The 14,881-nt window shown below is 73.1% G+C and carries 7 protein-coding genes; 5 read left to right on the top strand and 2 right to left on the bottom strand.

Features of this window, described 5'->3' with window-relative positions; all coding sequences use genetic code 11:
* Positions 1-259 precede the first annotated feature (259 nt).
* From HD596_RS52335 to HD596_RS52315, 5 genes are all read left to right on the top strand, one after another.
* On the top strand, positions 260-2,785 hold the full coding sequence (locus HD596_RS52335) for a beta-glucosidase (RefSeq protein WP_185076910.1): 2,526 nt from the start codon (positions 260-262) through the stop codon (positions 2,783-2,785).
* Positions 2,782-4,341, top strand: coding sequence for a carboxylesterase/lipase family protein (locus HD596_RS52330; protein ID WP_221520006.1), 1,560 nt, complete (start codon positions 2,782-2,784; stop codon positions 4,339-4,341). Before HD596_RS52335 ends, HD596_RS52330 begins: the two co-directional genes overlap by 4 nt.
* Before the next feature lie 327 nt (positions 4,342-4,668).
* Positions 4,669-5,847, top strand: coding sequence for an ROK family transcriptional regulator (locus tag HD596_RS52325; protein ID WP_185076909.1), 1,179 nt, complete (start codon positions 4,669-4,671; stop codon positions 5,845-5,847).
* A gap of 127 nt (positions 5,848-5,974) precedes the next feature.
* Positions 5,975-7,102, top strand: a complete 1,128-nt coding sequence (locus HD596_RS52320; RefSeq protein WP_185076908.1) for a sugar phosphate isomerase/epimerase family protein — start codon at positions 5,975-5,977, stop codon at positions 7,100-7,102.
* A 100-nt stretch (positions 7,103-7,202) separates the two neighbouring features.
* A complete protein-coding gene (locus tag HD596_RS52315) occupies positions 7,203-10,532 on the top strand; it encodes a PQQ-dependent sugar dehydrogenase (RefSeq protein ID WP_185076907.1) in 3,330 nt (1,109 codons plus the stop codon).
* Between the two features lie 149 nt (positions 10,533-10,681).
* Here HD596_RS52315 and HD596_RS52310 read toward each other — a convergent pair whose 3' ends face one another.
* Complete coding sequence (locus tag HD596_RS52310) at positions 10,682-12,118, bottom strand: FAD-binding oxidoreductase (RefSeq protein WP_221520005.1); 1,437 nt, start codon at positions 12,116-12,118, stop codon at positions 10,682-10,684.
* Positions 12,119-12,464: 346 nt separating this feature from the next.
* Positions 12,465-14,852: a serine/threonine-protein kinase gene (locus HD596_RS52305; RefSeq protein ID WP_185076905.1), complete on the bottom strand. Its 2,388-nt coding sequence runs from the start codon at positions 14,850-14,852 to the stop codon at positions 12,465-12,467.
* Between the last annotated feature and the right edge of the window lie 29 nt (positions 14,853-14,881).

The raw sequence follows: 14,881 nt of genomic DNA, 5'->3' as shown, positions 1-14,881 counted from the left end.
GCCTCCCGGTTCGGACCTGTCACCCCGCGATGTTCCGGTTTTTATGTTGTTTGCGGCAACGTAAACCCGTGCTGCCTGCGGGTCCAGCCCTCGAAGCCCCAGAGTTTGTTGCTATGGGTAACAATCCAGAAACACACCGAACGACGTTCTGAAAAGTCTTCCGTTGAACGGAGAACGCGGTTCCGCAACCCTCTCCGCGGCTCGTATGTTGCGGGCGCGACCCCAGCCGGTCGGCCCGTTCCTCGAAGGAGCTGTTCACATGGCTGAAGCGCTCAACCCGTCGCTGACGCGCCGCGACGCGGCGCGGCTGCTCGGCGCGGCCGCCGTGGCCGCGGCCGTCGCCCCCGCGCGGCGGACCGCCCGCCCCGCCCACCATCGGGCCGACGTCGACGCGCTGCTGCGGCAGCTGACGCTGGAGGAGAAGGTCTCGCTGCTGCACGGCGCCACCGACCCCGCCTCCAAGGGCCAGGCCGGGTACGTTCCCGGCGTGCCGCGCCTCGGCATCCCCGAGCTCCGCCTGGCCGACGGGCCCGCCGGGGTGCGCGTCACGGCGAGCGCCACCGCCCTGCCGGCGCCGGTGGCGCTCGCCTCGACGTTCGCGCCCGACCTCGCCCGGCGGTTCGGCGCGGTCATCGGCAGGGAGGGCCGCGCGCTGGGCATGGACGTCCTGCTGTCGCCGATGACCAACATCGTCCGGGTGCCGCAGGCCGGCCGGAACTTCGAGACGCTCGGGGAGGACCCGCTGCTGGCCGCCGCGCTCGTCGCCGGCGAGATCCGCGGCATCCAGGGCGAGGGCCTCATCGCCACGGTCAAGCACTACGCGGCCAACAACTTCGAGAACGCCCGCCAGACGATCGACGTCAAGGTGGACGAGCGGACCCTGCGCGAGATCTACCTACCCGCCTTCGAGGCCGCCGTGCAGGCGGGCGTCGGCGCCGTCATGGCCGCCTACAACCACGTCAACGGCGTGTACGCCGCCGAGCACCCGCACCTGCTGACCGGGATCCTGCGCGACGAATGGCACTTCGGCGGCTGGGTGATGTCCGACTGGTACGCCACGCACAGCGGCGCGCCCGCGCTCACCGCCGGGATGGACATGGAGATGCCCTTCGGCGTCAACTACGGGGGCCTGGCCGCCGCCGTCTCCTCCGGGCAGCTGGCCGGGTCGGTGGTGGACACCGCGGTGCGCCGCGTCCTCGTCCAGCTCGACCGGTTCGGCCTGCTCGGCGGCGGCCGGCCGCGGCCCTCCCCGGACCCGGCCGGCGGCGCCCGCACCGCGAAGGAGATCGCGCTGGCCGGCGCCGTGCTGCTGCGCAACGAACGGGACCTGCTGCCGCTGCGCCGCGCCGACCTGGCCGACCTGGTCGTCATCGGCCCCACCGCGGCCAGCCCCCTGGTGGGCGGCGGAGGCAGCGCCAGGGTGATCCCCGCGAGCGCCGAGAGCCCGCTGGCCGCCCTGCGCCGCCAGGCCGGCCCGGGCAGCCGCATCCGCTGGGCCACGGGCGTGGACCTGGAAGGGGTCCCGGTGCCTGACTCGGCGCTGGTGCTGCAGCGCACTCAACAGGGCACTCAACAGGGCGCCCAGCAGGGCGGCACCCCGCAGGCCGCCGCCCAGGTGGACCACACCGGCGCCGACGCCCTGCCCGCCGGCTCGTCGTGGACGTGGACGGGCACGCTCACCGCGCCCGAGACCGGCGACTACGACCTGCGCATCCAGGGCGCGGGCGGGGTGCCGTCGTTCAACGGCTCGATCTCGCTGACCCTCGACGGCGTCAGGATCGGCTCGGTCGGCGCCCTCATCGGCGGCAACAGCAGCCTCATCGCGACCTCCGGCGGCCTGACGAACGCCGGTGCGACCGTCCGCCTCGAAGCCGGGGTGGCCAAGCCCGTCACCGTCGCGGCCACCGGCGTCGCCGGCACGCCGCTGCAGGTCAGGCTGGCCTGGGTCACCCCGCGCCGACGCCAGGAGGCGCTGCGGGAGGCCGCCGTGCTGGCCAAGGGGGCGCGGGCGGCGCTCGTGTTCGCCTTCAACGAGGGCACCGAGGGCGCCGACCGTCCCGCCCTCGCCCTCCCCAACGGCCAGGACCCCGTCATCGGGGCCGTCGCCGCCGCCAACGCCCGCACCGCGGTCGTGCTCAACACCGGCGACCCGGTGCTCATGCCGTGGGTGGGCGGCGTGTGCTCGATCCTGCAGATGTGGTACCCGGGCCAGGAGGGCGCCGACGCCACCGCCACGCTCGTGCTCGGCGGGGCCGTCCCGGGCGGCAAGCTGCCGGTGACGTTCCCCCGGCGGGCCGAGGACGTGCCCACCGCGCAGCCCGAGCGCTACCCGGGCGTGGGCGGCGTCGCCGACTACAGCGAGGGCGTGCTCGTCGGCTACCGGCACTACGACGCGCACGGCATCGAGCCGCTGTTCCCCTTCGGGCACGGCCTGTCCTACACCCGCTTCCAGTACGGCGGCCTGTCGGTGCGGGCCGCGGGCGGCGGGCTCAGCGTGTCGTTCACGGTCGCCAACACCGGCCGGCGCGCCGGGATCGAGGTGCCGCAGGTGTATCTCGGCCCGCCGCCCGGCCCGCCGGTCCCGATGCCGCCCCGCGCGCTCGCCGGGTTCGCCCGGGTGCGGCTGTCGCCCGGCGAGCGGCGCCCCGTCACCGTGACGGTGCCGCCGCGCGCACTGCACTACTGGTCGGACGGCCGGTGGACCCTCGCGAGGGGCCGCCGTACCGTCCACGTCGGGTCCTCCTCCAGGGACCTGCGTCTACGTCAGGAGGTCACAGTCCGTTGAGACGATTACTGATCGCGCTCGCCGCGGCGGCCCTGGTCGCCGCCCTCCCCGTGCCCGCCACCGTGCCCGCCGCCGCGTCCGGCGGCGACCGGCCCGTGGCGCGTACCGACACCGGCCTGGTACGCGGCGCCCGCGCGGACGGCGTCGACCGCTTCCTCGCCCTGCCCTACGCCGCCCCGCCCGTCGGCGAGCTGCGCTGGCGGGCACCCCGGCCGGCGCCCGCCTGGCAGGGCGTGCGCGACGCCTCCCAGTGGGGCAACCGCTGCCCCGCCGCGGCCGGCTCCAACGGCCCCCGCTCCGAGACCGAGGACTGCCTGTACCTCAACGTGTTCCGCCCCGCCGGCACGAAGGCCGGGCAGCGGCTGCCCGTGCTCTTCTGGATCCACGGCGGCGGCCTGCAGAACGGCTCGGCCAACCAGCACGACGGCACCCTGATCGCCCAGCTCGAGAACGTCGTCGTGGTGAGCGTCAACTACCGGCTCGGCGTCTTCGGCTACCTGGCCCACCCGCTGCTGGCCGCGGAGTCGGGCACGTCCGGCAATTACGGCCTGTTCGACCAGCAGGCCGCGCTGCGCTGGGTGCGCCGCAACATCGCCGCGTTCGGCGGCGACCCCCGCCAGGTGACCATCGACGGCGAGTCGGCCGGCGGCTTCTCCGTGTGCGCCAACCTCACCTCTCCCACCTCGGCCGGGCTGTTCGCCCGCGCGATCATCCAGAGCGGGTCCTGCACCAGCCGCCCGTACGCGGACGGCGAGCAGGCCGGCGCCTCCATCGCCACCACGCTCGGCTGCTCCGACCTGGCCTGCCTGCGCGGGCTGAGCGCGGCCGAGCTGGTCGACGGGCCGCAGTTCGCCTCGTTCCTGTACGGCACGCCCGCCCTGCCGGAGAACCCCGACACCGCCGTGCGGGCGGGCCGCTTCCAGCGGGTCCCCCTGATCGTCGGCTCCACCCGCGACGAGGGCCGCACGTTCCTGCAGGGCGCCCGCGGCTGGACCAGGGAGCAGTACGAGGGCTGGGTCCGCGGCCTCTTCCCCGACCGCGCCGACGCCGTCCTGGCCAGGTATCCGTGGCCGGCGCAGTCCGACCAGTTCACCTCGGCGTACCTGGCGGCGGCCGTCTTCACCGACTCCGGCTTCCTGGCCGGCCTCGGCGGCTGCCCGACGCTGCGCTTCATCGAGGCCCTGTCCGCCCACACCCGCGTGTACGGCTACCGCTTCGACCACCGCACCGGCCCCGGCCTGACCCCCGAGCCGGCCGGCTACGAGTGGGGCGCGGGGCATGCCGCCGAGCTGGCCTACCTGTGGCCGAGCTTCGACAACGGCACCCCGATCGCGCCGACGTTCGACGCCTCGGAGCGGCGGCTGGCCCGCGACATGGTGCACTACTGGGGGTCGTTCACGATCACCGGGCAGCCGCGGGCGGCGCACTCCGCGCGCTGGCCGGCCTTCAACGGGACCTCCCTCGTCATGTCCCTGAGGGCGGGCGGCCGGTCCACGCCGGTCCCGCTGGCCACGATGCTCGCCGAGCACAACTGCGACCTGTGGGAGGCCGGCTGAGGAGATGCGCCGCGGGCTTGGGAGCGCTCCCGCGTGGGGCCTCAGTCCGGGACACCGGTTTCCGGATTGCCGGAACCAGGGCCTGTGGAGGATCCGGCCGGGTGGCATCCCTGCGGGGCCCGCGTCTCGGCGCGACTGCGGGCTCAGGGCCGGACCGAATCCTCCAAGCGTGGAGCGTTGATCCCGGGCCGGAGCTCAGGATTGCCGGACGATTTCACGATATGTGCGCCTGTTGCCCACATATGTCCGGCATATTTCGGGACGATAGATCGGACTTTTAGTTTCTGTCAACATAAGTCGGCCGATCATCGAAGTAAGCTAGAGCCCATGTCAACGGCATCCAACGGCCAGGGCACCGGAGCGGGGGCGCTGCTGGCGATCCTCAGGGACGGGCGGGCCCGCACCCGCGGCGAGCTGGCCGAGCTCACCGGCCTGTCCAGATCCACCGTGTCGCAGCGGCTCGACGGGCTGATCGCGGGAAGCTGGGTGGTGGCCGCCGAGGACTCGATCTCCTCGGGCGGCCGCCCGGCGGCGGTGTTCGCGTTCAACGAGCGCGCGCGGGTGGTGCTCGCGGCCGACCTGGGCGCCACCCGCGCCCGCCTGGCCGTGCTCGACCTCGGCAAGACCGTGCTCGCGGAGCGGGCCGCCGAGCTGCACGTCGACCAGGGGCCCGAGCGCACGCTGGAGTGGGTCGCCACCGCCTTCCGCGAGCTGCTGGACGGCGCCGGGCACGACCTCGACCAGGTCTGCGGGGTCGGCGTCGGGCTGCCAGGCCCGGTGGAGCACGCGTCGGGACGGCCGGTGAACCCGCCGATCATGCCCGGCTGGGACGGCTTCGACGTGCCCGGATGGCTCGGCGCGCGGCTCGGCGCGCCGGTCCTGGCCGACAACGACGTGAACATCATGGCGCTCGGCGAGCACTGGGCCGCCGGGCCCGAGATCGACCACCTGATCTTCATCAAGATCGGCACCGGGATCGGCTGCGGCATCATCTCCGGCGGCCGGCTGCACCGGGGCGCGCAGGGCGCCGCGGGCGACGTCGGCCACATCCGGGTCCCGGCGTCCGAGGCGCCCTGCCGGTGCGGCAACCTCGGCTGCCTGGAGGCGGTCGCGGGCGGCGCGTCCATGGCGGCGCAGCTGCGCGCCGCCGGCGTGGCGGCGAACGGCAGCCGGGACGTGGTCGCGCTGATGCGCGCGGGCGACCTGCGCGCCACGCGGCTCGTCAGGCAGGCCGGCCGCGAGGTCGGCGCCGTGATGGCCTCGATCGTGAACTTCTTCAACCCCTCGCTCATCGTTATCGGAGGGGACGTCGCCGAGGCGGGCGAGCAGGTGCTCGCCGGGGTCAGGGAGACGATCTACAGCCGCTCGCTCCCGCTGGCCACCCAGCATCTCGGCATCAGGTCGAGCCGGCTCGGCGACCGGGCGGGCGTCGTCGGAGCCGCCGTCATGGTCATCGACCACGTGCTCGCCCCGGACGCCGTCGATCAGGCATTTGGGCACCATTGACCGCGCCCGCACGGCGTAGTAACAATTGATCGTCGCAGCTCCCCGCGCGGTGGCATGTTCGTGGAGCCGGGCACAGTAATACCGTGACGTGGTCGGCGCACGCGTCCCTGACGAAAGGGAAACACGCGTGAGCCAGCTCCATGAGCAGGAAGAGGCGCTCCGTCGCACGCTCGGCCTGAGCCGCCGCCGGCTGCTCGCGGCCACCACCGGCATCGCCGCCGCGGCCGCCGTCCCCCTCGCCCAGCCCGCCGCCGCCGACCCCGTGCAGGCCCAGGGCGGCCGGAACCGGCCGCTGATCCCGCCGGGCAAGCGCGGCATCATCCTCTACACCGTCCGCGACGCCATCGGCCGCGACCCGGCGTCCACGACCCTGCCGTCCGGCTTCCGCCGCGTGTTCGAGGCGCTCGCGCGCATCGGGTACCAGCAGGTCGAGTTCGCCGGGTACCGGCAGCACGCCAACGCGGAGGGCGGCGCGAACCTGGAGACCGTCGAGGGCGCCAGGCTGCTGCGGAGCTGGCTCGACGACAACGGGCTGCGGGCCGAGGGCAACCACGGCTTCATCCCGGCCTCGTGGCCGCTGAGCACCGCCGACCTCGACCGGTTCAAGCAGGTGCTGGAGATCGCGAACATCCTCGGCCTGGACCACGTGGGCACCGGCTCCGACCCGACGGGCAGCGCGTACAAGGCCGACTGGGACGTGGCGGCGGAGAAGTGGAACGCGCTCGGCGAGCTCGCCTGCCAGGCCGGGCTCAAGCTCTACACGCACAACCACGACGCGGCGTACGCGTTCCTGCTCGACAGCGGCCCGCTCGACGAGCAGGGCCGGCCCACCCGCTCCTCGGGCATCCGCAAGCTGGAGTACTTCTTCGAGATCAGCGACCCCCGGCGGGTCTACTTCGAGATGGACATCTTCTGGGCGCACGTGGCCCAGTTCAAGCACCGTACGTACACCGCGCCCGACGGCTCGGCGCAGACCGACGTCTTCGACCCGCTCGCCACCGTGCTGGCGCGGGAGAAGCGGTTTCCGCTGTTCCACGCCAAGGACGGCACCGCCAACCCGGGCACCGCCAACGGCTACGACATGGTGCCGTTCGGGGCCGGGGACATCGACTACGCCCGCTTCTTCGGCCGGCTCCGGTCCAGGGGCCTGCACAACCCGATGTACGAGCAGGACAACGCACCCGGCGCGGACCCGGGCCAGTCGCTGCAGTACGCCGAGCTCAGCTACCGGAACATGGCCGCCCTGCGCGGCTGACCCCCACCACAAGGCCGGACCGCCACGCGATCCCCGCCGTTGCAGCGGCGGGCGTGGCGGCCCGGATCATGACACTCCTCGTCCTAGGAGCGGCATCACCATGCAGCGTACCCTCACGGTGCTCGGCGGCTTCTTCCTGACCGCCACCGCACTCGTCTTACCCGGCCCTTTGTCCGGCCCATTATCGGGCGCTGCCCAGGCGCACGAACCGGCCACCGAGTGGTCGAGCTACGAGAAGATCACGCTGACCAAGAACGTGGGCGAGCCGATCGACCTGGCCGTCCTGCCCGACCGGCGGGTCCTGCACACCGCGCGCAACGGCGACATCAGGCTGACCGACCCGGCCACCGGCGTCACGAAGATCGTCAACACCGTCCCGGTCTACAACAACTCCGAGGACGGCCTGCAGACCGTCTCCCTCGACCCCCGCTTCGCCGAGAACCACTGGGTCTACCTCTACTACGCGCCCAAGACCATGTCGGCGCCGTACCCGGAGACGACGCCGGCCGGTTCGGCGCCCAACTCGCTGCCCGCCGGGGCCGACGACACGTACTGGAACCAGTGGAAGGGCTACAACCAGCTCTCCCGCTTCAAGTGGACCGGCAACGCGCTCGACCTGTCCACCGAGCAGGTCATCATCAAGGTCGAGACGCAGCGCGGGCAGTGCTGCCACGTGGCCGGCGACGTGGACTGGGACGCCGACGGCAACCTCTACCTCGCCACCGGCGACAACACCCCGGCGGGCGCGCCCGGCGCCAACGGGTACGCGCCCAACAACGACGCGCCCGGCATGAACCCGGGCTTCGACTCGCGGCGCGGCGCGGGCAGCAGCGACGACCTGCGCGGCAAGATCCTGCGGATCAAGGTCGCCGACGACGGCACGTACACGATCCCGCAGGGCAACCTGTTCCCGCCGGGCACGGACAAGACGCGCCCGGAGATCTTCGTGACCGGCGTGCGCAACCCGTTCCGGATGGACGTGGACGCGGAGACGGGCACCCTGTCGTGGGCCGACTACGGCCCCGACGCCGGCACCGCCGACCCGAACCGGGGGCCGCTCGGCTACGTCGAGTGGAACGTCACCCCGCTCACCAAGCCCATGAACAGCGGCTGGCCGTACTGCACGGGCAACAACTTCAACTACAACGACTGGGACTTCGAGACGGCCAAGCCGGGGCCGTGGTTCGACTGCGCGGCGGGGCCGCTGAACACCTCGCGCTGGAACACCGGCCTCGACCGGCTCCCGCCGGCCGTCCCCGCCGACCTCTACTACGGCGACAACAACACCCACCAGCCGGCCGAGTGGGCCGGGCTCGTGGACTTCGACCCGCAGGGCGGCCAGGGGCCGATGGGCGGGCCGATCTACCACTACGACCCGGACAACCCGGCGCCCGGCAAGCTGCCCGCGTACTGGGACGGCAAGGCGTTCTTCGCCGAGTTCTCGCAGGACTACCTGGCGGCGTTCACCGTGACGTACCCGGACGGGCCGGTCACCAAGCTGGAGCACTTCCTGCCCAACGCCGAGCTGCGGGACGCCGCGCAGCCCATCACCGACAGCCCGATGGACATCGAGTTCGGGCCGGACGGGTCGCTGTACGTGCTGGAGTACGGCGACGGGTTCTTCCGCGCGAACCCCGACGCCGGGCTCTACCGGATCGACTACACCCCGGACAACAAGACGCCCCAGGCCAGGATGACCACGGACCGGACGTCCAGCGGCCAGGCACCGCTCACGGTCGCCTTCGACGCGTCGTCGTCCAGGGACACCGAGCCGGGCACGCTGACGTACGAGTGGGACTTCGACGGGAACGGCACGTTCGACGCCACCGGGGCGACGGCCACGCACACCTACACCGAGCTGGGGCAGTACGTGGCGCGGCTGCGCGTCACCGACTCCGGCGGCCGGGCGGGCCTCACCTCGGCCGAGATCACCGTCGGCAACACCGCGCCCGAGGTCAGCGTCCAGACGCCGCCGGACGGCGGGTTCTTCGACTGGGGGAACGCGGTGCCGTACAAGATCGCCGTTCATGACGCCGAGGATGGCGACAGCCCGGTGTGCTCGCGCATGCAGTGGACGTTCGGTCTCGGGCACGACGTGCACGCCCACCCCGAGACCACCGGCACCGGCTGCACCGGCGCCTGGCCGACGCCCGCGAACGCGCCCGAGCACGGCGAGACGGAGAACATCTACGGCGTGGTCGTCGTCAGCTACCGCGACAACGGCGCCAACGGCATCCCGGGGGCGCTCGGCGAGGCCGCGCTCACCCTCAACCCGAAGCTCGCGCAGGCCGAGCACGCCGACGAGAGCAGCGGCGTGACCAGGACCCCCGACGACGGCGCGTCGGGCAAGTTCAAGGTCACCTCGTTCGACGCGGGGGACTGGCTCGCCTACGACCCGGTCAACTTCGCCGGCATCACCGGGGTCCAGACCAGGGCCTCGGGCGCGGGCACGCTCTCCCTGCGCTGGAAGTCGCCCACCGCCGCGCCGTTCGCGACGGTGACGATCCCGCCGGGGGACGGCTGGCAGACGGTCACCACCGCGCTCGCCGACCCGCCCGCGGGAACCGGCCGCCTGTACGTCACCTCGACCGGCGGCGTGGACGTGGACGCGCTCACGTTCCAGGGCGGGGGCGTCGCGGACACCAGCCCGCCCGCCGTCACGGCCACGCTGAGCCCGGCCTCGCCCGACGGGGCGGACGGCTGGTACACCCGCAACGTGACGCTCACCGTCACCGCGACCGACAACGGCACGGTGGCCACCCGCCAGTACTCGCTCGACGGCGGGACGACCTGGGCGAACGCCGCCAACCCGGTGACGCTCAGCGCGGAGGGCGCCAAGGAGGTCCGCTACCGGGCCACCGACAACGGCGGCAACGTCTCCCAGATCGGCACGGTCACCGTCAAGATCGACAAGTCGGACCCGGCGCTGACGGTCACCGGCGTGGAGACCAAGCCGTACGGCGACTCGGGCACCGTCACCCCGGTCCTGACGGCCACGGACGCGGTCTCGGGCGTGCAGAGCGCCACGGCCAAGCTCGACGGAACCGCGCTGCCCCCGGGCGCGCCGGTACGCCTGTGGACCCTGCCCCTCGGCGACCACTCGCTCGTCGCCACGGCCACGGACCGGGCGGGGCGGAGCGTGACCTCGACTGTCACGTTCTCGACCACGACCTCGTACGCCGATGTGCGCGCGCTGATCGCGCACTTCAGGAAGGCGCACACGGTGACCGCCGAGGGGGCCCGGGAACTGCTGGAACACCTCGATGCGGCGGAGCGGCACGACAGGCGCGGCAAGCCTGGGCACGCGATCGACGCGCTGAAGCGCTTCGTCAAGGCCGCCGAGAAGCGCGCCAACGTACCCGACCCGACCTCCCGCACCATCCTGACCCGCGACGCCCAAGCCCTCATCGCCCGCCTCACCACCCCGTAACACCCCGCCAGGGGGAGTGCCCGGCCCGGCTCCAGCCCGGGCCGGGCACTCCCCTCATCACCCGTCGGCTCGCCTCCGCCCGGTCCGCCTGCGTCCGGCCCGGCGTCGTAACGAGGGCACGCCGCCCGGAGCCCCGGCCGTGCGGCAGGTCAGTGGGGGCGGACGGACAAGGCGTGACGGAAGACGTCGTGCGGGTCCCAGCGGCGCTTGACCTGCTGGAGCCGCGCGTAGGTGTCCTTGTAGTACAGCGCGTGCCACGGAGTGCCTGAGGCGTTCCACCGGGGATCGGCCAGGTCCGTGTCCGCGTAGTTGATGAAGCTGCCGTCATCGGCGTCACCGGCCGGAACCCCGCCGCTGTCGGCGTAGATGTCTCGGTACAGGTCCCTGATCCAGCTCAGGTGCCGGGTGTCCTCGGCCGCCCCCTGCCAGCCGACGAGGTAGCCGACCAGGAAGACCGAGTCGCGATGGGGCACGGCGGTCGCAGCCGGTGCGACGGCGTTGACCCGTCCTCCATAGGTGTTGATGAAGAGGTTCGCGTACGGATAGTTGTAGTCGGACCGGGTCAGATGCCGATAGGCGGTGACGATCTGCTGGTCGGTCAGGCGCCGCCGCCGATACCCCGATTTGATCTTGGAGCGGAGGTCGGAGGCGCCCGACTCGTAGCCGAAGGCCTGCGTGGCGGCGAGCCAGGGAAGGGCGGACGACTGGCGTGCGGGCTGGATGGGGACGCCCTGCCCGAGCGCGTTCACCAGGTCGTCCAGCAGGGCCTGCGCGCCGGTGTCCGTGGCCACCTGCCCGGACAGGGTGATGGTCTCGCTGGGCCGGCTGGGCAGGGCCAGCTCACCGTACAAGGCGGCCGCGGAGGAGCCGGGCGCCGAGTTCCGCTCGCCCCACTCCCCGAAGTTCCGGACCAGCCGGACGAACGAGTCCTGGTCGAGCTGCGACCACGGCCAATCCAACGAGTAGTGCAACACCGTGGCAGGCGGCCGAGGCAGCAAGGTGGCGGGCTCGCCGCCGTGAGCGTCCGGGGACCGGAACCAGTACCGGGTGACGATCCCGAAGTTGCCGCCGCCGCCTCCCGTGTGAGCCCACCACAGCTCCCGGTTGGGATCCGACGGCTCCCGGGTGGCCACCACGCTCGTGGCCCTCCCCGAGGGACCCACCACGACCACTTCCACCGCGTACAGGTGGTCGACGATCAGGCCGTGCAGCCGGGACAGGGCCCCGTATCCGCCGCCACAGACATGCCCGCCTATCCCCACATCGGGACAGGTTCCGCCGGGAATGGTGACACCCCAGCCCAGGAACAGCTTCCGGTACGCCTCGCCCAGCGTGGTACCCGCCTCGACCATGAAGGCGCGGCGGCGCCAGTCGTACTGGACCGCGTTCATCGCCGAGAGGTCGATGAGCGTCTGCACGGACGGATCGTCCACCAGGTGCTCGAAGCTGTGACCGCCGCTGCGGACCGCGATCCGCCGGCCCGTCCGTACTGCTTCGTCGACCGCTCCCAGGACGTCCTCGGTGGAGACGGCCGGGCGGACGTGTTCGGGGGCGCACCGGAATCGCTGGTTGTAGCCTCTCGACACCAGCCAGCGGTAGCGAGGATCGCCCGGTCCCACCTTGTCCGGCGCGCGCGGGGCGGGGTCTGGATCGGCGGCACCGGGGCGAACGGCCCTTTGGGCGGTCTGGCTCACTGTTGGCCTCCTCACGCGCAGTCGCGGTCGGGGGAGTCGCACTGACTCGGTATTCGACCGCGATTCGAATACGACACGTCCACGCTATGAGCGGGCACGGAGGCGAGCCGATCACGCTTACCCCCGTAGTAAAGGTCGGGTCAGCAGGATTGTCAGACGCATCCGATCAGGCGAGGCTGGGCGACCGAGCGGGCATCGTCGGTGCCGCAGTCCTCCCTGCGCCGGCGGGCCAGGAGGGTCAGGCGGGGCCGAGGCTCCAGGTCCGGAGGGTGCGGTCCTCGGTGGTGCCGGCGACCACCGGGCGGCCGCCCTGCTCGGCGAGCGCCACCACGCGGATCGCTCCGCCGAGGCCCGGCCCGAGCACGCCGACGGTGTCGCCGTCGTCGAGGTTCCAGACGCGGACGATGACGTCGCCGTTCCACGGGCCGTGGGCGACGACGGCGATGGGCACGTCCCCCAGCCGGCCCGCGACGAGGGCCGTGGTGCCCCGGTCGTCCGGGCTCTGGTCGCTGAACTCCCACTTCTTCCTGCGCTTGCCCGTGGCCAGGTCGTACACGCGCAGGGTCGCGTCCAGGTGGGTCGAGACGAGGACGGGCTTGCCCTTGATCTCGCCGCAGGCCAGCCGCTCGATCCCGCCGATCTCCCCGGTGTGGAACGAGTGCGTCATCCGCCCGTTCGACAGCCGCCACACCCGGACCCGCTGCCCGCCGTCGCCGGTGACGAGCACGTCGTCCTCGCCCAGCCGGCCGAACGCCAGCCCTCGGATGCCCTGGAAGTGGTCGTTGATCGCGGGGCCGAGCTGCTTGCCGGTGGAGATGTCCCACAGGCGCACGACGCTGCGGAGGTCCTTCATGGAGTCGTACTTCTGCGACACCGCGACCGCCTTGCCCCCGCCCGTGACGGTGACCGCGATGACGGGGTCGCTCACCTTGTGCGAGGCGATGCTCTCGCCGGTCAGGCTCCACAGCCGCAGCTGCCCGTCGGCATGCCCGGACGCCAGCACCGGCGTGCCGCCGACCTCGCCGATGGCCACGCCCGTCGTCGAGCCCCCACCGTCCCCGATCCTGGTGGCCGTCTGCCCCAGGCCCCACGCGAACACCACCCCCTTGGGAGTCCCGCACCCGATGGTGCTCCCTGCGGCGGCCAGCACCGTGGTCGCGCCGTTCCCTCCCGGCAGGGGCTCGGACGCCGCGATCTGCGTCCCGAAGGGCTCGTCGGACGGCGTCGGTGCAGGTGCCGGGGACGTGGTGCCGGGGGAGGGGCTTCCGCTGAGCGGCTGCTCCGTACGCCGGCCGTCCGGGCGGAGGAGGTCGTTCCTCGGGCGCAGGACGGTGAAGGCGGACACCGCGAGGGCGGCCACCGCCGCCGCGGCCCCGCCGAACACGGCCCGCCGGCTGACCGACCGGCCCCGCCCGGTCTCCGTATCCGCACCCGCCGCCGGCCCGGTCCCGGCGTGGGGTCTCGCCTGAACGCCGCCCCAGGCATCAGGGCCCGTCGAAATGCCGCTCCGGGCGTCGGGGCCGGTCGAAATGCCGTCGGGGCCCGTCTGAACGGCATTCCCGGCCGGAGGCCCCGACCGGACGGCCGAAGAGCCGGGGACGGGCTGAGCACCGGAAAGAGGCCACGCCCCCGGGGGAGGAAACGGAGGCCCGGCCTGCGCCACCCCGCCGGGCGGAGGCACCGTCCCAAAGGGAGCCGGACCGGACGGGACCGCTCCAGCGGGCGGCGCCCAGGCGCCGACGCCCTGAGCCGCCCCGGCGGGCTGGGCTGAACTATGGGGCGGGGTAGCGGAGGGCGTTCCGGGAACGGGGGCGCGGGACGTCGGGCCGGCCTGGCGGATGAGTTGCTGGAGCAGGGTCGTCGGGTCAGGGCGGGTGGACGGGTCCTTGGACAGGCACGCCTCGATCGCGCCCAGCAGGTGCGGCGGCACCCCCGTGAGGTCCGGGGTGCCGCTCAGGACGCTGTTCACCACCGCCGCCAGCGTGTCTCCCGCGAAAGGCGTGCGCCCGGTGGCCGCGAACACCATCGTCCCCGCCCAGCTGAACACGTCCGACGCCGACCCCACCCGCTCGCCCCGGAACTGCTCCGGCGACATGTACGCGGGCGTCCCCACCGGCACCGACGTCCGGGTCGTCGCGTCGAGGGCCTTGGCGATCCCGAAGTCGATGACGATCGGCCCGTCCGGCCCCATCAGCACGTTGCCCGGCTTGAAGTCCCGGTGCACGATCCCCGCCTGGTGGATGGCCGCCAGCGCGGTCAGCGTGGAGATGGCCAGCCGGTCCAGCGCCCCGCCCGACCGCGGCCCCGACGCCCGGACCAGGTCCTGGAGCGTGTCCCCTGCCACGTACTCGCTCACGATGTACGGCCGCTCGTCCGCCATCCCGGCATCCAGCACCGCGGCCGTGCAGAAGGCGGCCACCCGCCGCGCCGCCTCCACCTCCCGCAGGAAGCTCTTGGTGACGTCCTCGTCGTGGGCGAGGCGCAGCACCTTGACGGCGACCTCGCGCCCGTCGTCGCCAACGCCCCGGTAGACCACGCCCTGTCCACCGGAGCCGAGCACGCCGACGAGCCGGTACGAGCCGATCCGCTCGGGATCGCCCGGCCGGAGCGGGCGCAGGTCAGGCATCCCGCTCCTTCCTCCGGCCAGATCGAGCG

This window comes from Nonomuraea jabiensis, from assembly GCF_014204795.1.
Classification (GTDB): Bacteria; Actinomycetota; Actinomycetes; order Streptosporangiales; family Streptosporangiaceae; genus Nonomuraea; species Nonomuraea jabiensis.
Note: the sequence above shows the minus strand (reverse complement) of the source record. Positions and strands in the feature narration are given on the sequence as shown.

Bases quoted from the DNA above. Each gene is read 5' to 3' on its own strand.
- HD596_RS52305 (WP_185076905.1), bottom strand. From the start codon at position 14,852: ATGCCTGACCTGCGCCCGCTCCGGCCGGGCGATCCCGAGCGGATCGGC.
- HD596_RS52315 (WP_185076907.1), top strand. From the start codon at position 7,203: ATGCAGCGTACCCTCACGGTGCTCGGCGGCTTCTTCCTGACCGCCACC.
- HD596_RS52325 (WP_185076909.1), top strand. From the start codon at position 4,669: ATGTCAACGGCATCCAACGGCCAGGGCACCGGAGCGGGGGCGCTGCTG.
- HD596_RS52335 (WP_185076910.1), top strand. From the start codon at position 260: ATGGCTGAAGCGCTCAACCCGTCGCTGACGCGCCGCGACGCGGCGCGG.